This window comes from Nonlabens dokdonensis, assembly GCF_002162835.1.
Lineage (GTDB): Bacteria > Bacteroidota > Bacteroidia > Flavobacteriales > Flavobacteriaceae > Nonlabens > Nonlabens dokdonensis_B.
This window is the reverse complement of the sequence record NZ_MAAX01000036.1, coordinates 1-23,720: the sequence shown is the minus strand read 5'-3', so window position 1 is coordinate 23,720 and position 23,720 is coordinate 1. Positions and strand designations below refer to the sequence as shown.

The following is a 23,720-nucleotide window of genomic DNA, read 5'->3' as shown; positions in this document are numbered from 1 at the left end:
GACTTGAAGACTGAGCAATGTATCAAGTCTTATATAATCCCAATAAGTTGTATAAGTATCGTATAGTAGGCCATCAAGATAAGAAAGCATGTCTTGACCAGAATGTTTGAACTTGTCCTCAAGTAACTTAATCCGGCTGGCAATCTCTGGGCTTATTTCTGTAGACATTAGGTTCATTAAAAATGACTTACAAAAGTAATGAACCCTAGGGTTTTTAACAATTCTTTACGGTGTGGAGTTAACGATAAATAACTTTAAAATGATACTAATCTGTTAATCAAGAATGTGATTTAATTTGCTATAATTTGAAAAGAGTGTTTCAATCCTTTAAAGGCATCCAGATCTGCAGTAAGGGATCCTACTGCAAGTTTTGCCTTTATTTTTAAAGGTATTTTATTCTCATCTTTAGAAATCCACACGGTTAAACTTTCTTCTTCTTTAAAGACTCTACCAGATTGCACATAAGGTCTAAATTTTAAGGAAGCTACTTTACCAAATTTAGTTTTTACGACTTCTTCTCCTAAATATTTCAATTTAAAATCAAAATTTTCTTTGTCAAAAAACATGGGTAAAGTAAACTCATCTCCTAGTTTAAGATCATTTATATCTACCATATTCCTCAAATGGTAAAAGGCACTCATCATGTCTTGTGTAGATGGAGCAATGTCTACAGTTGATTTAGTTTTATGTTTTTTATCATGTACAAGTGCTGTACCAGCGTCATGGTCAAAATCTATCTGGATATCTTTTGTGTGGCCGCCTTCGTCTATTTTTCTAATAAATCGATATGGTTTTACCGTCTTGCGGTCTATGTAGGTTTCATAGTTATCGTCTACTTTAAAGAATAAATGTAAAAGGCCTGTAGATTTTCCGGTTCCTTTGATATGATAGACTGGTTTACCTTTAAGTCGCGACTTATTTACTTTAAGCTCTGCATAACTAGCATTAAAAATTCCATAGTGTATTCTAAACTTGAACCACTCACCATTTTTAAAAGCAAGCTGCTCCTCTACAGGTTCTATGGTGTTATGAACAGGTGTAAATGCTGTTGTTACAGTAAATACAGTTATCATTAAAAAAATAATCTTTCTCATACAAAGTATAATTAAATGAAGACATTGCGCCTTCTATTACAACCTTTACAAAGTTTATTCCAAAATGATAACTGCTTCACTATCATTTTATTATAAAGTACCTCTTAAGGCTTGCTCTCTTTCTATGGCTTCAAATAGAGCTTTAAAATTACCAACTCCAAAGGATTGAGCACCCTTACGTTGAATTACTTCTATGAACATGGTAGGTCTATCTACTACAGTTTTAGTAAACAGTTGTAACAGGTAGCCTTCTTCATCGCGGTCTATTAAAATGCCGTGTTTCTTGAGTACTTCTACATCTTCATCAATTTCTCCTACTCGTTCTAATAGGTCATCATAATATTCTTCTGGTACGTATAGAAATTCTACGCCTCGCTCGCGCATGGCGCTTACTGTTGCAACAATATCATCTGTTGCTACTGCTATATGCTGTACACCAGGGCCGTTATAAAAGTCTAAGTATTCTTCAATTTGTGATTTTTTCTTACCTTCTGCAGGTTCATTAATAGGAAATTTTACACGTCCATTTCCATTGCTCATCACTTTACTCATGAGCGCCGTGTATTCCGTAGAAATGTCATCATCTGCAAAGGAGATGATTTGCGCAAACCCCATAACCTCTCCATAAAATTTACACCAGGTATTCATTTCATCCCAGCCTACATTACCTACCATGTGATCGATAAATTTAAGTCCTACTGGTTCTGGATTATAATGAGATTCCCATTTCTTAAATCCAGGCAGGAATATCCCGTTGTAATTTTTACGTTCTACAAACATGTGGACCGTTTCACCGTAGGTATAAATTCCAGATTGTACTACCTCTCCATGCTCATCAGATGTTACGGTAGGCTCCATGTAGGGTTTTGCACCTCTTTTAGTCGTTTCTTCAAAGGCTTTTCTAGCATCTTCTACCCATAGGGCTACGACCTTAACACCATCACCGTGTATGTTAATGTGCTCGTTAAGCTCACCGCCTTTTTGAAGTGGAGTAGTGAGCACTAATCTTATTTTACCTTGCTTTAGAACATAAGATACTCGATCCTTTAATCCTGTTTCTAAGCCAGCGTAAGCTTCTGATTGAAAACCAAAAGCCGTTTTATAGAAGTGAGCACTTTGCTTTGCATTACCTACGTAAAGTTCTACATAGTCCGTTCCTAGTAGTGGAAGAAAGTCTTCTGCTTCTTTGAAAAGTTTTTTAAGTGAATATTCTGTGTTTTGTAAATCTTTGAGGTTTTTTATTTCGGCTGCCATAATGTGTTTTTTAATTGATAATAAATAATAATAAGTGTAAAATGCTTATTATAGTTACCACATCGCTCTACAATGCGCTGTTACATCCATTCTTATAATTACCATTTTATTGTTCTATTAATTCTTCAACCTCTTGCTCTTCCTCAATTTCTATTTCTTCTATTTCTATAATAGAATCATTTTCTGATTCTACAGATTCCTCTGCATCATTATCATTGTATTCCCAATCCTCCTCAAAATAAGAGTCATCTTCTTCATATAAGGATTCTTGTTCTTGCTGATTTTTAAAATCTTCAAAACCTTCAAATTCTCCGTTCATGATTGATAGAAAAAGTCCTCCAAAGAACAACGCGATCACTAAAAAGATAAGGCAGGTCAGTCCAGATAAAGAGACACTAATGATATTAATTATTCTACCAGCATTGACACTTTTTATAGTGCTTTGACTAAATTTTGAAGGATCTTCTTTATATATCTTTAAATTTTTATTTGCAATTACTAGTCCTATAATACCTAAAATTAAGGTAATGATAGATGGAATGCCATAACATACACAACCCATAAAGAATAAAACTATAGAAACGATACCTAAAGTAAGCGCACTAGGATCTCCAGGGAGTTTTTCTCCTTGATATGGAAATTGATAATTGCATTGATCTTGATACATATTATGTCTAGATTGCTGCTGTCCTTGATTTTGATAAGGTTGCTGACCAGAATTACCGTTGTTAGGCTGGTTTGAAGAATGAGGTGTGTTATTTTCCAATGTAATTATGTTTTAAGCAAAAATAATTTATTACAACCAGCTTTTGTGGTAACTATCATCAGCAATTTCTAGTCCTTCTTTAGTTACCATTAATGGTTTAAAAGTGTCTACCATAACAGCTAGTTCTTCTGTTTTTACTTTGCCTATACTTTTTTCTACCGTTCCAGGATGCGGCCCATGAGGAATACCAGCTGGATGCAAGCTTATGTGTCCAGCATCTATGTCATTACGACTCATAAAATCTCCATCTACATAGTACAGTACTTCATCACTATCTATGTTACTATGATTATAGGGCGCAGGAATGCTGTTAGGATGGTAATCATATAATCTAGGAACAAAACTACATACCACAAAAGCATCAGTCTCAAATGTTTGATGCACTGGCGGCGGTTGATGAATGCGTCCCGTTATAGGTTCAAAATCATGAATAGAAAATGCATAAGGGAAATTATACCCATCATAACCTACCACATCAAATGGATGCGATGCGTAGACCATTTCAAAAATATCATCTTGTTTTTTAACCTTAATTATAAACTCACCTTTTTCATCATGTGTCTCGAGAGTTTCTGGTCTTCTTAAATCACGTTCACAAAATGGAGAGTGTTCTAATAACTGACCGAACCAGTTCCTGTAACGTTTAGGTGTATATATAGGTCGTCTACTTTCTACAATAAACAATCTATTATCTTCTGTATCAAAATCGATCTTATAGATAATTCCCCTTGGGATTAATAAGTAATCACCGTATTTAAATTTTAGATTACCTAAATGAGTTCTCAATGTGCCAGAACCTTTGTGTATAAATAAAAGCTCGTCTGCATCACTATTTTTGTAGAAATAATCTTTAGTAGATTCTTGTGGTGCCGCTAGTATAATTGCACAGTCACTATTGATAAGCACAGTTTTTCTACTTTGTAGGTAATCTTTTTCTGGCGCTATTTGAAAACCTCTTAGTCGATAAGATTTGATATGATTTTTTAAGGCAATCTCTGGTTTAACGCTGTATTGATTCCTAATTTCCTTAACCATCGTTGGACGGTGAACATGGTAAGAATTTGTTGACATTCCATCAAAACCTATAGTGCCAAATAGCTGTTCTGAATATAGAGTCCCATCAGGTTTTCTAAACTGCGTATGTCTTTTAGGTGGTATTTTTCCTAATTTGTGATAAAATGGCATAGTAACAAGTTAAATCTCTCAAATTTCGGAAATTATTTAGACCATTCCATGACATAAAGGATTTATTTAAATAAAATCATGAACAATTTTATGGGTAGAGCTGTTTTAAGAATTTCGCTTTCGCGAAAGCGAGAACTCTTCTATCTCATTTGTAACTTTTTATAAATTTTTAAAATCTGAAACCTAGATTCACAAAGAACTGACCATCATCTTGCTGTGGAGAAAAAGTATACTTCACTTCAATAGGTCCTAGAAAGGTTTCCATTCCATAACCTATCGCATAACCAGTATATTGTGCGTTTGTAAACCAGTCGTCTGTTTCAAAAAGGTCGTCCTGAACGCTTGCAAAATTAGAACTGAAAATAATATGATTTTTTTTAAAAATTTCATAGTCCACCTCAAATAATGCCTTGATGATAGAGTTTCCACCAGCGCTAACAAAATCATACCCAAAGAATGGAATGAGATTATTAATGCGACGTGAGCCATAACCTCCTAATATAAAGTCCATTGCAGAGTTATCTGTATCACCTATGGTAATTCCTACGTGAGCATCACCTCGTAACGTTAAGTTTCCAAAACTATGTGCGCGTCCTACTTGTAATTGAGCAATAGAAAACTCCTTAAAGCGCTCGCCAAATTCGGTATTGAAAACGTATATGTGAAAATCTCCATCAATTCTCCATCCTGAAGATGGTAAGAAGGCGTTATCATAAGAATCTACAAGTACTTTACCGTAAACACTTCCTAAAGTCCCGTTAGAAAAGTTGGTAACATCATTATCATCTGGATCTGGTGTCGTAAGCGTTTCAGTAAAAATGTCTAATGTTTTAACTTCAGCTCCTGTTATGAAATTAATAGATTTATTTAATCTGGTTTGTACATATAACTGCTGCGTCCAGTCTCTATATTCTAAATCTAAATTGTTAACGCCTAGAGATGAAATGCTACCTAACTCTTGTATTAAAGATGCTTTTACGTCTTTTTCAAATTTCAAAAATTCACTGTGAATACCTATGGACCAGTACCTTCCTTTATCAATGTAATAATCAAAATTGTACCTGAGATTATCACCTACAATTGCGTCTGCAGAGATAATGTCACTGTTAAAAAGAACATTTTTTCTAGAGAGATTAATTAAAGCTGCACTTCTAAGCAACTCGTCATAATGCAATCCTAAACGCAAGTAATTGCGCACTTCACTTTCTAGAACTTCTATATTTAACGTGGCATCATTTCCAGTACCTAAAATTTCGTAATTGATTTTTGTAAAATTATCTGATGCTTGCAAGTTGTTGATTGCTATGTTGATATCATTATAAGCAATTTTACCTGGAGTTTTCACCTTGAACCTTCCTACTATATATGCTCTGGTATAGTCGTTATTACCATCAACTTTTATTTCATTAATGTACACGCTATCTCGCGCTTTGATTTCAAGATCAGGCTTGAGGTAATCTTTAGAAGATAACCGCTGTAAACTGGCTATCTCATTGCGTGCCGCTATCTCACCTTTACCAATGATTTCTCTTCCTTTTTCAAAAGACACTACTGAGAACTCTGATATATCTGGCAGTATATATACATCAGTCTTAGGAGCTTTGATCTTCATGTCATTAATAGTCCTAAAGTTATTAATTTGAGAGAGTATATCTAGCGCACTGTCCAGCTCTTCTAGAGATTTAAGATCATCTTGTACATCTACTCCTATAATAATGTCCATACCGCGATCTCTTAATTTATCGATAGGGTAATTATCTGTCACTCCACCATCGATTAGTAGCCTACCATTTATTTCTACAGGAGCAAAAAGTGATGGCAAAGCACCACTAGCATTAACAGCTTTAGGTAAATATCCATTTTCTAATACGACTTCTTCTCCTGTGGTAACATCTGTTGCGATACATATAAAAGGTATGGGTAATTCACTAAAATCATGAATATCCTTGACATGATACAGCAGTCCAGATAACAAGTCATAAATGTTTTGACCTTTACTTAATGAAGAAGGTAGTTGTACTTGAAAATCTTTAAAAGGTAATGTAATCGCATATTTTTCATTACTTCTACGTTCAAAAAATGTTTTTGAACTACGCGGTATCTCATCAGAAATGACTTTATCAAAATCTATAGTTCTAAAAACAGAATCTAATTGCTTACCAGTATAACCAGATGCGTAAGCAGACCCTATAATAGCGCCCATACTTGTACCAGCTATGTAATCTACTTTAATACCCAGTGAGTCGATGATCTTTAAAGTACCTATATGAGCAAGGCCTTTTGCGCCACCACCAGATAGCACCAGACCTATTTTAGGCCGTTGAGATGTTGTATTCTCTTGAGCAAGAAGAGAATCTGCTTTTGCAAAAGCGAGAACAATAAAAAGAAAAATGATGCTACTCTTCTTCATCTTTATAAAAATTAATTATTTTTTGAGCTCTTGAAACTCCTACTATTTCAGATAGTTCTACTTTACTTGCCTCTTTAACGCGCTTTACACTTCTAAAGTGTTTTAAAAGTTCAATTACTGTTTTTTCTCCTATTCCTGGAATTTCATCAAGCTCTGTCTCGATAGCTTGTTTGCTCCTTTTGTTTCTGTGGTGCGTGATACCGAAGCGGTGCGCTTCATTGCGCATGTGCTGTATGACTTTTAGGGTTTCAGACCTTTTGTCTAAATATAAAGGTACAGGATCGTTAGGATAAAACAACTCTTCCAGGCGTTTTGCAATTCCTATGATGGGAACTTTACCTCTTAAACCTAATCGCTCTAATGCAGTCACACCACTAGAAAGCTGTCCTTTTCCTCCATCTACGATAACAAGTTGAGGTAGTGGCTGGTCTTCTTCTAGTAACCTTCTATAACGTCGATAAACAACTTCTTCCATACTGGCAAAGTCATCTGGACCTTCTACAGTTTTGATATTAAAGTTTCTATAGTCTTTTTTACTGGGCTTACCGTTTTTAAATACCACACAGGCGGCTACAGGATTAGTACCTTGAATATTTGAGTTATCAAAACATTCCATGTGTCGCGGCTCTTCATCCAGCCTCAAATCTGCTTTCATTTGAGCCATTAATCGATTAGTATGTCTATCTGGATCGACTATTTTTATTGTTTTAAATTGTTCCTGTCTAAAGAACTTTGCATTGCGTTCTGACAGATCTACCACTCGTTTTTTATCACCTAGTTTGGGTATGGTTACTTTGAGGTTTTCTCCTAGCTCCACATCAAACTGAGTGTAGATTTCTCTAGATTGAGAGTCAAATCTATTGCGTATTTCTATGATGGCTAATTCTAGAAGCTCTTTGTCGGTCTCATCCAGCTGTTTTTTAAGCTCCATGGTATGAGAACGAGTGATTGCACCGTGATTAATTTGCAAGTAATTCACATATCCTGCAGCCTCATCACTTACAATGGTAAACACATCTACATTTGAGATATTAGGATTCACCACAGTAGATTTTGCCTGATATCTGGTAAGAATCTCTAATTTTTCCTTGAGCAATTGTGCTTCCTCAAATTCCATATTTGCAGCATGCTCTTGCATCAATTCTGTAAAATAAGAAACCGCTTCTTTAAAATCACCCTTAACAATTCCTCTTATGGCCTCGATGCTTCTATTGTATTGCACCTCATTTTGTAAACCTGTGCATGGTCCTTTACAGTTGCCTATATGGTATTCTAGGCATAATTTGAATTTACCTTCATTAATTTTGTCTTGCTGTAAGTCGTAATTACAAGTTCTTATAGGATATAAGGTTTTTACTAATTCTAGTAAAGTTCGCACCGTTCTTACACTGGTATAAGGGCCGTAATATTCACTGCCATCTTTGATCATTTTACGCGTGAGGAAAACTCTAGGAAAACGTTCTTTTTTAATGACTAACCATGGATAGGTCTTGTCATCGCGCAGCATAATATTATATCGTGGATTGCGACTTTTTATTAAGCTATTTTCTAGTAGTAAGGCGTCGGTCTCGGTTTCTACCACTATATGTTCAATACGATGGATGTTTTTAACCATCGTTTTAATACGGTAACTATCGTGATTCTTATTAAAATAAGATGAGACGCGTTTTTTTAGCTTTTTAGCTTTTCCTACATAGAGAAGTCTGTCCTTTTTGTCAAAATACAAATAGACTCCAGGCGAGAGTGGTAAGGTTTTGATTTGTACCTCAAGAGGTGGTAATTCCATAGCACAGTAAAGATAGGAATATTGATCACTTTGCAAAGTTGTTTTTAATAGAAGTTTATGCTTGTTTCGCTTTCGCGAAAGCGAAACTTATAAAACATCTCTATTATAAAATAGTAGCAATTGTGCTATCGATATGTTAAATTGCGGCACTGTGCTATTATCAAGTCATTAATGAAATTTTATCCCCTAAAATTTAAACCTGTATTTCACTACCGTATTTGGGGTGGAGAACGTCTTAAAACACATTTTCGTAAAGATTATGATGAAGAATCTATAGGTGAAACTTGGGAAATTAGTGCAGTTCCAGGAAGTGAGACCCTAGTGGAAAATGGAGTTTATGCAGGTAAAACCATTAATGAGTTGGTCACTGTTTATCACGAAGATTTTATAGGGAAATCTGTTTATAAAAAATATAAAGGCGAGTTTCCCTTACTTATCAAATTTATAGATGCAAAAAAGCCTCTTTCTATACAAGTGCATCCTAATGATCAACTGGCTAAAGAGCGTCACAATTCCTTTGGGAAAAATGAAATGTGGTACATCATGCCATCTTTTGAAGATGCCACTATAACTGTAGGATTTAATCAAGAAATAGATAAGGAATCTTATCAAGAACACCTTAAAAATAATACACTTACAGATGTTTTAAATGAAATTAAAGTAAGTGAAGGTGATGCCTTTTACATTCCTACAGGTAGAATACACGCCATAGGAAAAGGTGTTGTGCTTGCAGAGATTCAGCAATCTTCTGACGTGACCTATCGTATATATGATTATGACCGTAAAGATGCTGTCACGGGCAAGAAACGTCAATTACATACAGATCATGCGCTAGACGCCATAGATTTTGAACTGCAAGATTCTTATCATACCGATTATGACAGGAAAATAAACCAGACTAACGAACTAATTAACACGCCTTTTTTTAATTCTAATTTTCTACAAGTTCAAGGCAATTTGAAAAGAGATTATTCACATTTAGATTCATTTGTAATTTATATGTGTGTCAAAGGAAACGGTACTTTGATTAATGATGGAATGAGTTATAAATTGGGTTTCGGTGAGTGTTTATTACTTCCTGCAGGATTAGCAGACGTACAATTAGAAGCAACACATATGGAGCTACTAGAAATCTACATGTAGCGATTTCACTAGGGTAAACTTTAGGTTTTGATTTTGAATAAAGCTTCGACTGCTTTTTATCTTTGTATATCGTTCATACTTAAATAAAATCTTATGTCTAGTTTTAAAGAAATAACAAATAGTGATACGCCGGTTTTAATTGACTTTTTTGCCACATGGTGTGGACCTTGTCAAACTATGATGCCTGTTTTAGATAAATTAAAAGAAGAACTAGGTGATAACGTACGTATCTTAAAAATTGATGTAGATAAAAATCAAGCGCTTGCAACTAAATTTCAAATAAGAGGAGTTCCTGCTTTTATGATTTTTAAGAACGGTAAACAAATTTGGAAAGGAGCTGGAGTACAACCTTTACATGAGTTGAAAGCTCAAATTGATAAAGCAGCAGCAGCGGTTTAGTTTTAATCAGTAACTTTAAAGTTACTTTGCTCATTAATCTTATTAACTATAAGTATTAAACAGGCATAACACGACCTAAAAACAATCTTATGAAACTAGTCCAGAATTCCACGCTTTTAATTGCCATCTTTTTAGGTAGCTTTATTTCTTTTGCTCAAAATTTTGAAGGTTCATGGACAGGAGCTGTTCAAGGGTTACCTCTAGTTTTTGAAATATCACAAAGCGATGGAGTGTATACTGCAAAAATGCAGTCTCCTAAACAATCAAAAACTTTTCTTCCAGTTTCAGAAATTACTGTTGATGGTGACCAAATCAACATGTCTCTTGCGTCTTTTAAAATAAAGTATACGGGCAAGATAGAAGGTGAAAAAATCAATGGTACCTTTTCACAAGGAACGTTCTCAACACCTATGCTTTTAGAAAAAAAAGCTTACGTAGAAGAAAAATTAAATAGACCTCAAGAACCTAAACCACCTTTTCCATACCAGGTAGAAGAGGTAGTTTTCAAAAATCCTAAGGCTGGAGAAATCAATCTTGCAGGAACTTTAACTTTGCCTAATAATATTAAAAATCCACCAGTTGCTATTTTAATCTCAGGATCAGGTCCTCAAGATCGTAATGAAGAGTTGTTAGGTCATAAGCCGTTTCTAGTTATTGCACATCATCTTACTCAAAACGGTGTTGCTGTATTGCGCTATGACGATAGAGGTGTGGCACAATCTGAAGGAACACAAAAAGGCGCCACTAGCGCAGACTTTGCTACAGATGTGGAAGCTGCAATTTCTTACTTGAAGTCGCGCAATGACGTTGATCAAAATAAAATAGGTCTGATAGGTCATAGTGAAGGTGGTCTTATTGCTCCCATAGTCATTGCAAATAAAGAAAATGATGTTGCTTTTTTCATCTCACTTGCCGGTCCAGGTGTTAGAGGAGATAAAGTTTTATTACCACAGTTGAGAAAATCTGCAGAGCTCGCTGGGGCAAATCCAGCCGATTTAGATTTTGAAATGAAAATGATGCAACAACTGTTTGATAAAATAGTGGCGTCTGAAAAGCTTACTACTGCAGAGATGAATGAAGAATTAAAAAAAAATTTAAATAGTATTGCTGAAGAAGCACCTACCAATTTGAAGGCTAAATACACAGATTCTTTTGCAAATACTCTGAGTTCTCAGTTTTCTAACGAGTGGATGCGTTATTTCTTAAGATACGATCCTAAAAATAATTTATCTAAAGTAACCTGTCCAGTTCTTGCCATCAATGGTTCCCTAGATTACCAAGTAATACCAGAGATCAATTTAGATGGTATGAAATCCGCTTTCGCGAAAGCGAAAAATAAAGACGTCACTATAAAAGAGCTGCCCGGCTTGAATCATTTATTTCAGAATGCGACAACTGGTAGCGCAATAGAATACGAGACAATTGAAGAAACTTTTGATCCGGCAGCATTAGAGTTGATGTCTTCATGGATTAATCAAAGATTTTAAACAGTCTGTAATTGAATGTTATTTCTTTATAAAAATAGGGACTTATCTAGAAAGACTATCATGTATTCAAAGTTTCTAACATTTGTATTAACCCTTTTTATATACTTTACTAGTATGTCACAAACCACAGAAAAACCCAAAGCACTAAATGTTCTAGGAACCACATTAGAATCTTGTTGTATTGATCCTATGACTGGTTACTGGAGAGATGGTTATTGCCGTACTGCAAATGAAGATCAAGGCACGCACGTAGTATGCGCCATAATGACCCAAGAATTTCTAGAATTTACAAAATCTAAAGGAAACGATCTCACCAGACCTATACCTGCATATCAATTCCCAGGCTTGAAACCTGGCGACAAGTGGTGCTTATGTATTTTACGATGGCTTGAAGCCGAAAAGGCAGGAGTAGCTCCTAAGATATCACTCAAATCTACTGATGACAAAGCTTTAGAATACACTACGATAGATTTATTACAAAAATATGCTATAGATGAGTAGAGGTTTTGTAAGAGAAGGCGATCAAGAAGAACCGGTAGTTATACCGCAAAGAGCAGTGTTGCCCGATGGTGTTGTAAATTATGTGACTCCATCTGGTTTTATCGAGTTAAAAGAAGAGCTTCAAGGGTTAGAAAACGATTTCTCTTCTATTGAAATAGAAGATGAAACTGAAAGAAGGCGTGAGCAAACTCTTATTCAGGGAAAAATAAATTTACTCAAAGAACGTATCGCCACAGCAAGACCTATAGATTTAAAGTCGCAACCGCAAGATGAGGTGCGCTTTGGAGCTACGGTAATCTTCAAAAACTTAAACTCTAACTCTAGTCAAAAAATAACTATTACCGGTGTCGATGAAGCCAATGTTGCTCAAGGTAAAATTTCATTTACTACTCCTATTGCTAAAGCTCTTACAGGAGCTCAAGTAGGTGATAAGGTTCATTTTAAGTTGGGAAATGAAATAAGACCGCTTTTAATAGAAAGTATTCATTATCAATAAAATATATAAAATTATGTAAGCTTGTTTAAATACGCTTTCGCGAAAGCGGTATAAGAACAATCTATGTCTTTTATTTAGAATGATTTTTAACTAAGAGCTTTGAGAGTTATCTTTGTCAGACTCTAAATTACAAGATGAAAATAGAAAAGAAAGATGTCCTTAAAGCGCTGGAAACCATTTCGGTTCCAGGAGAAGGGCAAAATATGGTAGAGAGTGGAGCGGTTAAAAACGTTCTTGTTTTTGGTGATGAAGTTGTGGTAGACGTAACTATCAATAATCATAGTCTTCAAGCCAAGAAAAAAACAGAGGTTTCCATTTTACAAGCAATCCACAAAGAAGTATATCAAAAGGCGCAGGTAAAAGTTAATTTAAAGGTAGAAGCTGCAGCAGCTGCAGATAAAAAACCTGAAATTAAAGGAAAGCCTATTCCTGGTATTGATAATATAATTGCTGTGGCGTCTGGTAAAGGTGGCGTAGGAAAATCTACAGTTACCGCAAATCTTGCTGTAACATTATCTAAAATGGGCTTTAAAGTCGGGCTTCTAGATGCTGATATTTACGGGCCTAGTGCGACGATTATGTTTGATATCATCAATGAGAAACCACTTTCTGTAAATGTAGATGGTAAGTCAAAGATGAAGCCTGTAGAAAGCTATGGAGTTAAAATACTATCTATAGGATTCTTTACCCAGCCAGATCAGGCAGTGGTATGGAGAGGTCCGATGGCAGCCAAAGCGTTGAATCAAATGATTTTTGATGCTGCATGGGGAAATCTTGATTTTCTTATAGTAGATCTTCCACCAGGAACAGGAGATATACATTTGAGCATTATGCAGTCTTTACCACTTACTGGAGCAGTAGTTGTTTCTACACCACAAACCGTTGCGCTAGCAGATGCTCGCAAAGGAGTAGCAATGTTTCAGCAAGAAAGTATAAATGTGCCAGTATTAGGAATTGTTGAGAACATGGCTTATTTCTCTCCACCAGAATTGCCAGAGAATAAGTATCATATTTTTGGTAAAGACGGTGCGAGAAATCTTTCTGAAGATTTGAATATTCCGTTTTTAGGTGAATTGCCTTTAATACAATCCATTAGAGAGGCAGGAGATGTAGGTAGACCAGCAGCAATGCAAGATGGAACCGATATAGAAAACGCCTTTATAGAAATTACTAAGAAAGTAGTGGAAGAAACGGTGCGTAGAAATGACGCTTTACCACCTACTAAGGCGATAGAAATAACTACTATGGCTGGCTGTAGTGCTGTAAATAAGAAATAATGATGACTGGACTAGAATTAAAAACCGCAGTAGAGGCTGGACTAGAGGAAATTAGACCTTTTTTACAGCGTGATCATGGAGATATAGAGCTAGTTTCTATCGAAGACGATAAGCATGTAAAGGTGCGACTTCTAGGAACCTGTGTGGGATGTAGTGTTAATCAAATGACTCTTAAGTCTGGAGTAGAACTTACGATTAAAAAGCACGCACCTCAGATACTTACCGTTAAAGATGTAAGCGGTGAAACACTCAAAGAGGATCATAGAGATTCTATTGATTTGTAAACTATAATCAAACTTGTATAAAAAAGTCAGCTCATGTAATTGAGCTGACTTTTTTGTTCACAATTAATTATTTTTATTTAAAGTATTAAGGCTATTGTCTTTCTAAAGTGAAAGTTGCCTGAGCTTCATATCTATAATCCGTATCTGTCACAAGTTCTTGTAATACGAGTTGCAATCCATTTTCAGAAAAATTTCTAATTGTTGTCGTAGCGCCATCTACATCGGGAAGGATAATTGTGTTTCCATTTAATGTATACGAGCCATTTATATCGAGATCATCATTTTCAGTATAAGTATTGTTTACACCATTATCTGTTTCTACTACGTTTAAGGTATATGAACCAGTAGAAGATACATTTCCATTGCTTGTAAAAGTAATCGTAGCATTTTGAAAATCGGTAGCTGTGAACCTAGAAGTTAGAACGTCTATTGTGACTCCATCAGTATCAGTTTCTGTTGTTGTGCCACTAAATTCAGTTACCACATATGTGCCAGCTAAATTTTCTGTGTCTAATAAATAAACAGGAATCTCGTCAGAATCGCATTGAAAAGCAAATAAGAATAAGGAAGCTATTAAAAGGCTAAGTAATTTAGGTGATTTCATAAGAATCTTTTTTAATTGAAATAGAATTAGGTTTTAATTCCTATGAAATAGATGCACATCTCTTCTAATAGTTGCGTCTAATAATATCTAACTTTTATGTTTTTAAAAATTAAATGGATTTATTCTAGTTCATTAGATTTACTCAAAGGCTTCTATCAACTTACAATTATTTAAAAGCATTCTCACCTGTAATATCTAATCCAGTGATTAATAAGTGAATGTCATGAGTACCTTCATAAGTAATCACACTTTCAAGATTCATCATGTGACGCATGATGCTGTATTCTCCTGTGATTCCCATTCCTCCTAAGATTTGTCTTGCCTCACGAGCTATTTTAATTGCCATTTCTACGTTGTTACGTTTTGCCATAGAGATTTGAGCACTTGTAGCACGATCTTCATTTTTAAGCTGGCCTAAACGTAAAGCTAGTAGTTGAGCTTTGGTGATTTCAGTAATCATTTCTGCAAGTTTCTTTTGTTGCAATTGGAAAGCAGCGATAGGTTTACCGAATTGTATGCGCTGTTTTGCATAACGTAATGCGGTATCATAACAATCCATAGCAGCACCTATTGCACCCCAAGCGATTCCAAATCTAGCCGAATCTAAACACCCTAAAGGTGCACCTAGTCCAGATTTGTTAGGTAAGATATTTGACTTAGGAACTTTTACATCTTGAAAGATGAGTTCTCCTGTAGCACTAGCTCTAAGAGACCATTTGTTATGTGTTTCTGGAGTAGAAAAACCTTCCATGCCACGTTCTACGATAACGCCATGAATACGGCCTTCCTCATTTTTTGCCCATACAACTGCAACATCACAAAAAGGACTATTAGAAATCCATAGTTTTGCACCGTTTAATATAATATTTTCTCCATCGCCAGCATCTTTGTAATTAGTAATCATTCCTCCGGGATTAGATCCGTGATCTGGCTCTGTAAGTCCAAAGGATCCCATGAACTCACCACTAGCTAATTTAGGAAGGAATTTTTGCTTTTGCTCTTCACTACCGTATTTCCATATAGGATACATTACTAATGAAGATTGTACAGATGCTGTAGATCGCACACCGCTATCACCACGCTCAATCTCTTGCATGATAAGTCCATAAGAAATTTGATCAAGTCCAGAGCCGCCATACTCTTCGGGAATGTAGGGACCGAAAGCACCTATGGATGCTAATCCAGGGATGATGCTCTTAGGAAACTTTGCATCTTGTGCTGCTTGCTCAATAATGGGAGAAACATCACGCTTTACCCAGGAGCGCGCTGCGTCTCTTATCATTTTATGCTCTTCAGTTAAGAGGTCATCAATGTTATAGTAATCTGGTGCTTCAAATAGGTCTGGTTTCATCTAGTATTATTTAATAGGACTACGATATCGTTAGAGTAGTCGTTAAGCTGTTTTCTATGAGTCGTAAAAATAGCAATCTACAAACGGTTTATCAGTAGAAATTTAGAGATATTTTTAAAGTTATAGACTTACATGTTTAGATAAAAATCCTTGGTGAGCTTTTTATAAGCGTCTGTATATTTATGTCTGGCTATTTCTATAGTAAGATTATCAGATTTATTTGTAGTGTCTGTTTCTGTAACGCTTTCGCGAAAGCGGAATTCCATCAAACACCTTTTTACAGGGCTGTTATCATTACCTTTAACGTAAGTGGTGCGTACTGGCTCGAGCTGAAAATGTGATGTGATTTCTAGAAAGCGCTTTTCTCTTTCTTTGGGAATAATACATGAGAATGTCCCATCTATGGAAAGAAGTCTGTAAACACCATAAACTAATTCTTCAAATGGTAAGGCATCGTCAAATCTTGCTTGCCTGCGTTTGTCTTCAATAATCGCTTCATTTTTCAAGCTACTTGCGTTATAAAAAGGTGGATTACTAACAATGAGGTCAAAACGATCGTCTACCTCTTCATAAAATTCTTGAAAGGATGAGTGATAACAAAAAAGCCTATCGCCCCATGGACTGTTTTCAAAATTTTCTGAGGCCTGTTCAAAGGCGTTATCATCTATTTCTAGTGCTTCAATATGAGATAGATGATATCGTTGAGCAAGCATGAGTGATATCACACCTGTTCCTGTACCTACATCTAGAATGTTTTCTGGGGTTTTAATTGGGTCAGTCCAGGCTCCTAGAAGAACACCGTCGGTACCTATTTTTTGAGCGCAACGGTCCTGTGCAACACAGAATTCTTTAAATTTAAAAAGGCTCATTTAGGTATTAGTTATTCTAAATAAAGATCGATAAGACCATCAGGTGTGGTCACGTGTATCGTTTTATTTTTGCGGTCTACTTGATCAATGAAGTGATCGTTCAAGGGTATGAGAATTTCATTACCGTTAAAATCTACTTCAAATAACGCTTGAGTGGTAGTGTCATTTATTCCGGTAATTACACCTATATCACCGTGATTTGAATCTACCATTTTAAAATTAATAACTTCATGAAAGTAGAATTTATTTCCCTCTAGCTTAGGTAAAAATGAAAGAGGTAAATACAGATCTCTTTTCATCATGCTATCTGCAGTAGCTTCATCATCAATATCTTCTATTTTTAATCTTAGAAGTAAAGATTTGTGAAGTTGACTTTTTTCAATAAAAAATGGAACCAAGTTTTTACCGATCTCGATAAAAACTGATTCCATTTCTGTAAAAAGCTCAGGCTCATCTGTGTCAAGCTTGACTAACAGTTCACCTTTAAAACTGAATTTGTTAACTATTGTACCTACGTAAAAACAATCTTGTTTACGCATGATAATAATTTATTCTTCTTCTCCTGTTGCGTCATCACCTTCTGCAGCTGGCTCTTCAACTACTTCTGGAGTATTTGCAGCGATACGTGCTTCATTTACTGCTTTTTCAGCTTCAAGCGCTTTAGCTGCAGCAGCGTCTGCTTCAGCTTGAAGTCCAGATGCTTTACCAGCTATCTTAGCTTCTTTTTCAGTTAACCAAGCATTGAATTTTTCTTCAGCTTGTTCTTCTGTAAAGGCACCTTTTTTAACACCACCTTTAAGGTGTTTTTTCATCATAACACCTTTATAACTTAACAAGTTACGTGCAGTGTCAGTAGGTTGTGCTCCATTTTCTAACCATGTAACAGCACCGTCAACATCTAAGTTTACTGTTGCTGGGTTAGTATTAGGGTTGTAAGTACCTAATTTTTCAAGATATTTACCATCTCTTTTTGATCTTGCATCTGCAGCAACGATCCAATAAAATGGTTTTCCTTTTTTACCGTGTCTTTGTAATCTAATTTTTACTGGCATAACTATTAAAGTTTATGGGTGCCCGACCCTGATTATTAATTTGAGTTTGCAAAAATATCATTTATTTAATTATATACATCATATCTTGATATTTTATTTACATTTGCTTAAACACTTTTTTTACTATGAGAACGATAGGCATTTATTTAATAATAGCATTAGCTGTTTTTTCATTCATTTCTTGTGAAGAAAATCTTGATGATGATAATGTTCCTGCTTTGCAAGCAGTACGTAATGGTGAGTTTTTTAGATCTGACCGTATGAGTGCTACGGTAAATGCAGATGGGAGTTTATCTTTATTTGGCCAGACACCTTTAGAGACTCTAGAGTTGAGGTTAGAAGATGATAGTGTCGGTACATATCGTTTAGGTTCTGGATCGCAAAGTGAGGCAATATATATTTTCAATGGAGCAGATACATTTTCTACTAGTTTTGGTAACGGTACAGGAGAGGTAAGACTTACTTCAGTTAATGAGTTGTCTGGTGTTACTGGTGAATTTAGTTTTGTTAGTTATCTAGCAAATAATGCAGATTCTTTATATATGCGTCGTGGTGTTATATTTCAAGTACCTTTTGGCACGGCATTAGGAAATGGTGCTGGAGGATCGGTTTCTAATTCTTTTAACGCGACTATAGACGGTAATAATTTAAACCCTACTCTTGTAAATGGAGTTGCAAGTGGAGGGATTCTTGCCATAACAGGAAGTAATGGTAATGGCTCTATTATTTTAACCTTGCCAGATGATATTACCATGGGAACCTATACCTTAGGAGGAGCTGCTACTACCTATTCTGCTGCTTATGTAGATGGAGCAAACGTAGCCGAAGCAGTAAGTGGTGATTTGAATATTACCGCAGTTGATTCTGCTAACAATACAATTACTGGTACCTTCAGCTTTATGACTGGTCCTCCAAATAATTTTAATATTACAAACGGTTCCTTTAGTATATCTTACTAAAACTTAAAAACACATTCTCCATTAACGCTCTCTAGAAATTTTAGAGAGCCTTTTTTTATGGAAGCTTTAGATCTTTTTTTGATTTAACTTAACTTATCCTGATACAGGATAGTATAAACGCTTAATAATATGGGTAAATATACCCACTAAGCATTGAGTATAATTACTTAAATTATTTAAAAACAGGTTTTTATGTGATTGAGTTGATTTGGTTTTGTTGTACATTTAACAAACTAATAACCAAAAAACTCAAATATTATGGATCCATTTATAGGGCAAATAGTGTCCTTTGCAGGAAATTTTGCACCAAGAGGCTGGGCACTTTGTGACGGCCAGCTGTTACCGATTTCATCTAATTCAGCTCTATTTTCAATTTTAGGAACAACCTATGGTGGCGATGGGAGAAGCACTTTTGCATTGCCAGACTTAAGAGGTAGAGCTGCAATACATCCAGGAACAGGACCTGGCTTATCTAATATCAAATTGGGTCAAAGAGGTGGAGAGGAATATCATACACTTACTGTTAATGAGATGCCTTCACATTCACACATAGGTTCTATGAAAGTTTCTAACGCCGCTGCAGACGACGATAGTCCAAGCGCAAGCTCTTCAATAGGATCATCAGAAATTTTTGCAGAAGGTGCAGCAAATACGGCATTAGCACCTGGGAGTGTTCAAACAGCTGCTACAGGTGGGCAACAGTCTTTTTATATGAGAAACCCTTTTGAAGGAGTGAACTTTATAATTGCTATGCAGGGTATTTTTCCTTCTAGAAATTAGTAGTATAATAAATTTAACTAACCATTTAAATCTCAAATTATGAATCCATTTTTAGGAGAAATAGTAATGTTCGCTGGGAACTTTGCCCCAAGAGGCTGGTCTTTATGTGACGGACAATTACTTGCTATAAGTCAATATTCTGCGCTTTTTTCGATTTTAGGAACTACATACGGTGGTGATGGAAGAACATCATTTGCCCTACCAGATTTTAGAAGTAGGTCACCCATACATAAAGGAAGAGGCCCAGGTTTATCTGAGATCAAGTTGGGTGCTAGAGGTGGAATAGAGCAAATCAATTTAAATTTATTAAATCTTCCTAATCACAGTCATACAGGAGAAATCAAGGTTTCAAGCGTAGCTGGTGATGATGATTCTCCTGGAAATACAGTCTCAATTGGAGCTTCTGAAATTTTTGTAGAAGCTAGTCCCAATACATCATTGAGTATAGGAAGTGTAGAGTTAGGGAATACTGGTGGTCAACAACCTTTTCCATCTAGAAATCCCTACCTAGGTATTAATTATATTATAGCAATGCAAGGAACATTTCCATCTAGGAATTGATAAATTTATTTTTTTAGGTGCTAGCATATTTGATGCTAGCACCTTGATTGTTTATTATAAAATCGTGTTTAATTAAAATATATTATGAAAAAATTATTACTCTCAGCATTGTTCATGTTCTGTGCCGTCAGCTTACATGCACAGGTTACATTGTACTCAAACGGTTTTGAAGGATCAGATCAAGATACCTATAATCTTACCAACTCTTTTGGTAACCCTTTGGGTTTTACAAATTTCAATCCTCCATCTGATTATTTTTTAAGAGGTGTGCCATCTGGTAATTCTGCGATTGATGTACAGCCTACCAATTTTGAAGGTGCAAATATCATCGTTGGAGAAGATTTTGATGGATATGTTGGAGGTATTGGGGAAATTCAATTAACAACAAATTCTTTTAATATAGCTGGAGCAGTAGATATGTCTGTAAGTTTAAAAGTAGGAGCGACTAATGATGGCAGTAATAGATATGAAACTTCTAATTATTTGATTGTTGAATATGCACTTGACGGCTCGAGTACCTGGATTAAAATTGCTGAATTTAGAGGTGTTAAAGATGGTTCTATTTTTAATTTCTATGAAGATGACAATTTAAATGGTTTTGCCACAGTAAGAACTACCAATGTGATGCGCGATGTATCGTATAATCTTAATTCTAGAGCAGGATCTGCTGTTTTGGGAACGAATATGAGAGTTAGAGTTCGTTTGAATTTTGGTGTACAAGAAGAGATAGCTATCGATGAACTTAAGGTGCAAGCGGTAAGTCAAGGACCTGTTTGTAATGAACCAAGCATCCCTACTCTTTCTAGCTCACCTAGTACTGTTTGTGTAGGTTCATCTGCAACAATCAATATTTCTGGAAATTTGAATGATGCTACGGCATGGCATATTTATACAGGCTCATGTGGAGGCACATTGATTGGGACAACAGGAACAGGAACATTTTTAATCCCAGCAATAAATACCTCAACAACATATTATATTAGAGGAGAAGGCGGATGTACGACTCCTAGCAGTTGTAATACCATTACTATTAATCCTACTGCGGTTGATGATGCCAGTTTCAGTTATTCTGCATCCTCATATTGTACGAGTGATTCAGATCCGTTTCCTACTATAACTGGATCAACTGGTGGTACGTTTTCTAGCTCTTTTGGATTGTCTTTGAATCCATCAAATGGTTTTATCGATTTATCAGCGTCTACTCCAGGAAATTACTCTATCACATATACAACTTCAGGTACTTGTCCTAATAGCTCTAGTGTAAATGTGATCATTAATGGAGCAGATAGTGCTAACTTTAGTTACTCTAGTTTTAGTTATTGCTCCAATGGTGCAGATGTTTCTCCTACTATATCTGGAACATCAGGTGGTACATTTACCAGTTCTCCAGCAGGACTCTCTATAAATAGTAGCTCAGGTCAAATCGACTTATCTGCTTCGTCACCTGCTTTTTATCAAATAACGTATACAACGGGCGGAGTTTGTTCAGCAAGTTCTAATCAATTTATAAGTATTTCTGGGGCAGATGATGCAAGCTTTAGTTATACAGCTAGTTCTTATTGTGTAAGTGATTCAGATCCAAGTCCAACTATTACCGGTTTAGGCGGCGGAAGTTTTTCAAGCACTGCAGGATTGTCTATAAATGCCTCTTCAGGAACTATAGATGTTTCAGCTTCCACACCAGGTGCCTATACGGTGACTTATACTACTTCAGGCTCATGTCCTAATAGCTCTAACGTTTCTGTTACTATAAATGCACTAGACGACCCTAGTTTTACTTATTCATCTAGTTCTTATTGTGTAAATGGAGCAGACCCTAGTCCAACAGTAACAGGTTTAGGCGGCGGTAGTTTTACATCAGGCGCAGGTTTGTCTATAAATGGGTCATCTGGAGCAATCGATGTATCAGCATCAACACCAGGTACCTATACGGTAATATATACTACAACTGGACCTTGCCCTAACAGTTCTAACGTTTCTGTTACAATAAATGCATTAGACGATGCTAGTTTTAGTTATTCATCTAGTTCTTATTCAATTACAGATGTAGACCCTACACCTACTATAACAGGACTTACAGGAGGAAGTTTTACCTCTAGCTTAGGTTTAGTTTTAAATGGGACAACAGGATCAATTGATTTATCAGCATCTACAACTGGTACTTACATAGTGACCTATACGACAGCAGGTTCTTGTTCAAATAGTTCATCTCAAGTTGTTACCATAACCTCAAACGATAATCTTGCAACTCCTACACCTTTAGCTTATGGAGCAGGTTGTACAGGAAGTATTTATAACACCCAAGGTTCAACATTAGAATTAGGAGAAAATATTCCGGATTGTGCCTTTGATACCGGAGTGCCCTTAGTACCTAGCCAGGCTTCATCACAATGGTATTCCTTTGTAGCCTCAGGAAGTGGAGATGCATTAATTAAGATCACGGATGATGGAATCAATAATTTTGGTCCTCAGTCAGCAAGTATTGCATTGACTTTAGCTTTGTACGAAGCGCCAACTATACCAGGAGATTTTTCTACGTTGAACTCAGCTATTTTGTGTTCTTCATCGTCCACATTCCCAAATCTAGAGTTCTTAGATGGAACCTTTATAGATGCTAAAGGACTTTTACCTGGGGAGACTTATTACGTTCAAGTGTATAGTAATGATAATTCCAGCATTGACTACTGTATCGATGTATCTGAGCCAGTTATTTATACCTATAACAATGGCTGGCAAGCACCTAACGGTAATCCTGAAGTAGTGAATAACCCATACAAGAGAGTAGAGATACTAGCTGGAGATGCTGTTCAAGAGCCATTAATGAATAGTATGCAGCCTATTCCTCCTAGCGTAGGAAGCTTATATGTAGCACCAAATGCTAGTGTATCTTATGATAATTTAATATTAAATTCCAAAATGGAAATTGATGGTACATTAAACCCACTTATTGGAGGAACACTTACTGCAAACACCGCGTTTGTAATTACAACTAATCAGTCACTGAATTCGATAAGTGGATCAGGACTAGCTAACGTACTTCAATTTGCTTATTTGAACGAAAATGCAAATACCAACTCTGTCAACGTAGATTTAAAGATGGATGTTTATGAACGATTTGAAATGAGTGACCGTCCTATGAACTTTCTAAAAAAGATAACTTTCAAATCTACTGCTGATCGAACAGCAGTATTTTTGTCCAGTGATTTTGCAGGAACTACGTCTAGCAGTGCTAGTATCTCAGGATTAGTAGAGGTAGAGCAGTTTGTGCCAGAAAACAACAGTGTACGAGGTCGCGCCTATCGATTTGTAAGTTCACCAGTAGCCTCTATGAGTACTATTTATTCTCAATGGCAGGAAAATGGTGCTGCTCCATCTGGATTTGGAACTCATATTACAGGAGCTTCTGGAACAGTAGGGATGGTAGATGCTGCAACTGGATTTGATCAAACCTCTTCGGGAGCA

21 protein-coding genes and 2 pseudogenes are annotated in these 23,720 nt (G+C 35.9%); 11 read left to right on the top strand and 12 right to left on the bottom strand.

Translation table 11 applies throughout. From position 1 onward, the window contains the following. The 7 genes and pseudogenes from A9Q93_RS02360 to uvrC form a co-directional block, all read right to left on the bottom strand. Nucleotides 1-168, bottom strand: a pseudogene (locus A9Q93_RS02360) (tryptophan 2,3-dioxygenase); the annotation flags it as partial. Between the two features lie 122 nt (nucleotides 169-290). Beyond that, nucleotides 291-1,094, bottom strand: coding sequence for a DUF3108 domain-containing protein (locus tag A9Q93_RS02355; RefSeq protein WP_303685777.1), 804 nt, complete (start codon nucleotides 1,092-1,094; stop codon nucleotides 291-293). 90 nt (nucleotides 1,095-1,184) lie between these two features. Then, nucleotides 1,185-2,348, bottom strand: coding sequence for a 4-hydroxyphenylpyruvate dioxygenase (gene hppD, locus A9Q93_RS02350; RefSeq protein ID WP_303685776.1), 1,164 nt, complete (start codon nucleotides 2,346-2,348; stop codon nucleotides 1,185-1,187). A gap of 106 nt (nucleotides 2,349-2,454) precedes the next feature. Continuing rightward, nucleotides 2,455-3,114 (bottom strand): CCC motif membrane protein, encoded by a 660-nt coding sequence (locus tag A9Q93_RS02345; RefSeq protein ID WP_303685775.1) that lies wholly within the window; start codon nucleotides 3,112-3,114, stop codon nucleotides 2,455-2,457. 30 nt (nucleotides 3,115-3,144) lie between these two features. Further along, nucleotides 3,145-4,299 carry a homogentisate 1,2-dioxygenase gene (locus A9Q93_RS02340; RefSeq protein WP_303685774.1) on the bottom strand — a complete coding sequence of 385 codons (1,155 nt, stop codon included), beginning with the start codon at nucleotides 4,297-4,299 and terminating at the stop codon, nucleotides 3,145-3,147. Between the two features lie 169 nt (nucleotides 4,300-4,468). Then, the gene (locus tag A9Q93_RS02335) at nucleotides 4,469-6,709 is read right to left on the bottom strand and encodes a patatin-like phospholipase family protein (RefSeq protein WP_303685773.1); all 2,241 of its coding nucleotides are present in this window, start codon (nucleotides 6,707-6,709) and stop codon (nucleotides 4,469-4,471) included. Beyond that, the gene (gene uvrC, locus A9Q93_RS02330) at nucleotides 6,696-8,495 is read right to left on the bottom strand and encodes an excinuclease ABC subunit UvrC (RefSeq protein WP_303685772.1); all 1,800 of its coding nucleotides are present in this window, start codon (nucleotides 8,493-8,495) and stop codon (nucleotides 6,696-6,698) included. Before uvrC ends, A9Q93_RS02335 begins: the two co-directional genes overlap by 14 nt. Nucleotides 8,496-8,666: 171 nt before the next feature. Between uvrC and A9Q93_RS02325 the strand changes: the two genes are divergently transcribed. The 7 genes from A9Q93_RS02325 (at nucleotide 8,667) to A9Q93_RS02295 (ending at nucleotide 14,082) form a co-directional block, all read left to right on the top strand. Continuing rightward, nucleotides 8,667-9,638 (top strand): type I phosphomannose isomerase catalytic subunit, encoded by a 972-nt coding sequence (locus A9Q93_RS02325; RefSeq protein ID WP_303685771.1) that lies wholly within the window; start codon nucleotides 8,667-8,669, stop codon nucleotides 9,636-9,638. Nucleotides 9,639-9,731: 93 nt separating this feature from the next. Next, entirely contained in the window at nucleotides 9,732-10,037 is a 306-nt protein-coding gene (gene trxA / locus A9Q93_RS02320) for a thioredoxin (protein ID WP_303685770.1), read from the top strand. An 89-nt stretch (nucleotides 10,038-10,126) separates the two neighbouring features. Then, nucleotides 10,127-11,524, top strand: coding sequence for a S9 family peptidase (locus A9Q93_RS02315; protein ID WP_303685769.1), 1,398 nt, complete (start codon nucleotides 10,127-10,129; stop codon nucleotides 11,522-11,524). 114 nt (nucleotides 11,525-11,638) lie between these two features. Further along, nucleotides 11,639-12,025: a DUF2237 family protein gene (locus tag A9Q93_RS02310; RefSeq protein ID WP_303685768.1), complete on the top strand. Its 387-nt coding sequence runs from the start codon at nucleotides 11,639-11,641 to the stop codon at nucleotides 12,023-12,025. Further along, a complete protein-coding gene (locus A9Q93_RS02305) occupies nucleotides 12,018-12,521 on the top strand; it encodes a GreA/GreB family elongation factor (protein ID WP_303685767.1) in 504 nt (167 codons plus the stop codon). Before A9Q93_RS02310 ends, A9Q93_RS02305 begins: the two co-directional genes overlap by 8 nt. Nucleotides 12,522-12,655: 134 nt before the next feature. Beyond that, nucleotides 12,656-13,798, top strand: coding sequence for an Mrp/NBP35 family ATP-binding protein (locus tag A9Q93_RS02300; protein WP_303685766.1), 1,143 nt, complete (start codon nucleotides 12,656-12,658; stop codon nucleotides 13,796-13,798). A 2-nt stretch (nucleotides 13,799-13,800) separates the two neighbouring features. Next, the gene (locus tag A9Q93_RS02295) at nucleotides 13,801-14,082 is read left to right on the top strand and encodes a NifU family protein (RefSeq protein WP_303685778.1); all 282 of its coding nucleotides are present in this window, start codon (nucleotides 13,801-13,803) and stop codon (nucleotides 14,080-14,082) included. 91 nt (nucleotides 14,083-14,173) lie between these two features. Here A9Q93_RS02295 and A9Q93_RS02290 read toward each other — a convergent pair whose 3' ends face one another. From A9Q93_RS02290 to A9Q93_RS02270, 5 genes are all read right to left on the bottom strand, one after another. Further along, nucleotides 14,174-14,686: a hypothetical protein gene (locus A9Q93_RS02290; RefSeq protein ID WP_303685765.1), complete on the bottom strand. Its 513-nt coding sequence runs from the start codon at nucleotides 14,684-14,686 to the stop codon at nucleotides 14,174-14,176. 166 nt (nucleotides 14,687-14,852) lie between these two features. Beyond that, the gene (locus A9Q93_RS02285; protein WP_303685764.1) at nucleotides 14,853-16,037 is read right to left on the bottom strand and encodes an acyl-CoA dehydrogenase family protein; all 1,185 of its coding nucleotides are present in this window, start codon (nucleotides 16,035-16,037) and stop codon (nucleotides 14,853-14,855) included. 128 nt (nucleotides 16,038-16,165) lie between these two features. Next, nucleotides 16,166-16,906, bottom strand: a complete 741-nt coding sequence (locus A9Q93_RS02280) for a tRNA1(Val) (adenine(37)-N6)-methyltransferase (RefSeq protein ID WP_303685763.1) — start codon at nucleotides 16,904-16,906, stop codon at nucleotides 16,166-16,168. A gap of 11 nt (nucleotides 16,907-16,917) precedes the next feature. Beyond that, a complete protein-coding gene (gene rimM / locus A9Q93_RS02275; protein WP_303685762.1) occupies nucleotides 16,918-17,445 on the bottom strand; it encodes a ribosome maturation factor RimM in 528 nt (175 codons plus the stop codon). Nucleotides 17,446-17,454: 9 nt separating this feature from the next. Beyond that, a complete protein-coding gene (locus A9Q93_RS02270; RefSeq protein WP_303685761.1) occupies nucleotides 17,455-17,958 on the bottom strand; it encodes a 30S ribosomal protein S16 in 504 nt (167 codons plus the stop codon). Between the two features lie 125 nt (nucleotides 17,959-18,083). Between A9Q93_RS02270 and A9Q93_RS02265 the strand changes: the two genes are divergently transcribed. The 4 genes and pseudogenes from A9Q93_RS02265 to A9Q93_RS02250 all read left to right on the top strand — a co-directional run. Next, on the top strand, nucleotides 18,084-18,917 hold the full coding sequence (locus tag A9Q93_RS02265) for a DUF6252 family protein (RefSeq protein WP_303685760.1): 834 nt from the start codon (nucleotides 18,084-18,086) through the stop codon (nucleotides 18,915-18,917). A 258-nt stretch (nucleotides 18,918-19,175) separates the two neighbouring features. After that, nucleotides 19,176-19,697, top strand: a complete 522-nt coding sequence (locus A9Q93_RS02260; protein ID WP_303685759.1) for a phage tail protein — start codon at nucleotides 19,176-19,178, stop codon at nucleotides 19,695-19,697. A gap of 39 nt (nucleotides 19,698-19,736) precedes the next feature. Then, nucleotides 19,737-20,258, top strand: a complete 522-nt coding sequence (locus A9Q93_RS02255) for a phage tail protein (protein ID WP_303685758.1) — start codon at nucleotides 19,737-19,739, stop codon at nucleotides 20,256-20,258. Between the two features lie 84 nt (nucleotides 20,259-20,342). Then, a pseudogene (locus A9Q93_RS02250) lies at nucleotides 20,343-23,720 on the top strand (carboxypeptidase); the annotation flags it as partial.

Excerpts from the sequence above, each read along its gene's own strand:
- A9Q93_RS02310 (WP_303685768.1), top strand. The coding sequence starts at position 11,639 with ATGTCACAAACCACAGAAAAACCCAAAGCACTAAATGTTCTAGGAACC.
- A9Q93_RS02340 (WP_303685774.1), bottom strand. The coding sequence starts at position 4,299 with ATGCCATTTTATCACAAATTAGGAAAAATACCACCTAAAAGACATACG.
- A9Q93_RS02255 (WP_303685758.1), top strand. The coding sequence starts at position 19,737 with ATGAATCCATTTTTAGGAGAAATAGTAATGTTCGCTGGGAACTTTGCC.
- A9Q93_RS02295 (WP_303685778.1), top strand. The coding sequence starts at position 13,801 with ATGACTGGACTAGAATTAAAAACCGCAGTAGAGGCTGGACTAGAGGAA.
- A9Q93_RS02300 (WP_303685766.1), top strand. The coding sequence starts at position 12,656 with ATGAAAATAGAAAAGAAAGATGTCCTTAAAGCGCTGGAAACCATTTCG.
- A9Q93_RS02315 (WP_303685769.1), top strand. The coding sequence starts at position 10,127 with ATGAAACTAGTCCAGAATTCCACGCTTTTAATTGCCATCTTTTTAGGT.
- trxA (WP_303685770.1), top strand. The coding sequence starts at position 9,732 with ATGTCTAGTTTTAAAGAAATAACAAATAGTGATACGCCGGTTTTAATT.
- A9Q93_RS02290 (WP_303685765.1), bottom strand. The coding sequence starts at position 14,686 with ATGAAATCACCTAAATTACTTAGCCTTTTAATAGCTTCCTTATTCTTA.
- rimM (WP_303685762.1), bottom strand. The coding sequence starts at position 17,445 with ATGCGTAAACAAGATTGTTTTTACGTAGGTACAATAGTTAACAAATTC.
- A9Q93_RS02260 (WP_303685759.1), top strand. The coding sequence starts at position 19,176 with ATGGATCCATTTATAGGGCAAATAGTGTCCTTTGCAGGAAATTTTGCA.
- uvrC (WP_303685772.1), bottom strand. The coding sequence starts at position 8,495 with ATGGAATTACCACCTCTTGAGGTACAAATCAAAACCTTACCACTCTCG.
- A9Q93_RS02305 (WP_303685767.1), top strand. The coding sequence starts at position 12,018 with ATGAGTAGAGGTTTTGTAAGAGAAGGCGATCAAGAAGAACCGGTAGTT.
- A9Q93_RS02355 (WP_303685777.1), bottom strand. The coding sequence starts at position 1,094 with ATGAGAAAGATTATTTTTTTAATGATAACTGTATTTACTGTAACAACA.
- A9Q93_RS02335 (WP_303685773.1), bottom strand. The coding sequence starts at position 6,709 with ATGAAGAAGAGTAGCATCATTTTTCTTTTTATTGTTCTCGCTTTTGCA.
- A9Q93_RS02265 (WP_303685760.1), top strand. The coding sequence starts at position 18,084 with ATGAGAACGATAGGCATTTATTTAATAATAGCATTAGCTGTTTTTTCA.
- A9Q93_RS02285 (WP_303685764.1), bottom strand. The coding sequence starts at position 16,037 with ATGAAACCAGACCTATTTGAAGCACCAGATTACTATAACATTGATGAC.
- A9Q93_RS02270 (WP_303685761.1), bottom strand. The coding sequence starts at position 17,958 with ATGCCAGTAAAAATTAGATTACAAAGACACGGTAAAAAAGGAAAACCA.
- hppD (WP_303685776.1), bottom strand. The coding sequence starts at position 2,348 with ATGGCAGCCGAAATAAAAAACCTCAAAGATTTACAAAACACAGAATAT.
- A9Q93_RS02280 (WP_303685763.1), bottom strand. The coding sequence starts at position 16,906 with ATGAGCCTTTTTAAATTTAAAGAATTCTGTGTTGCACAGGACCGTTGC.
- A9Q93_RS02325 (WP_303685771.1), top strand. The coding sequence starts at position 8,667 with ATGAAATTTTATCCCCTAAAATTTAAACCTGTATTTCACTACCGTATT.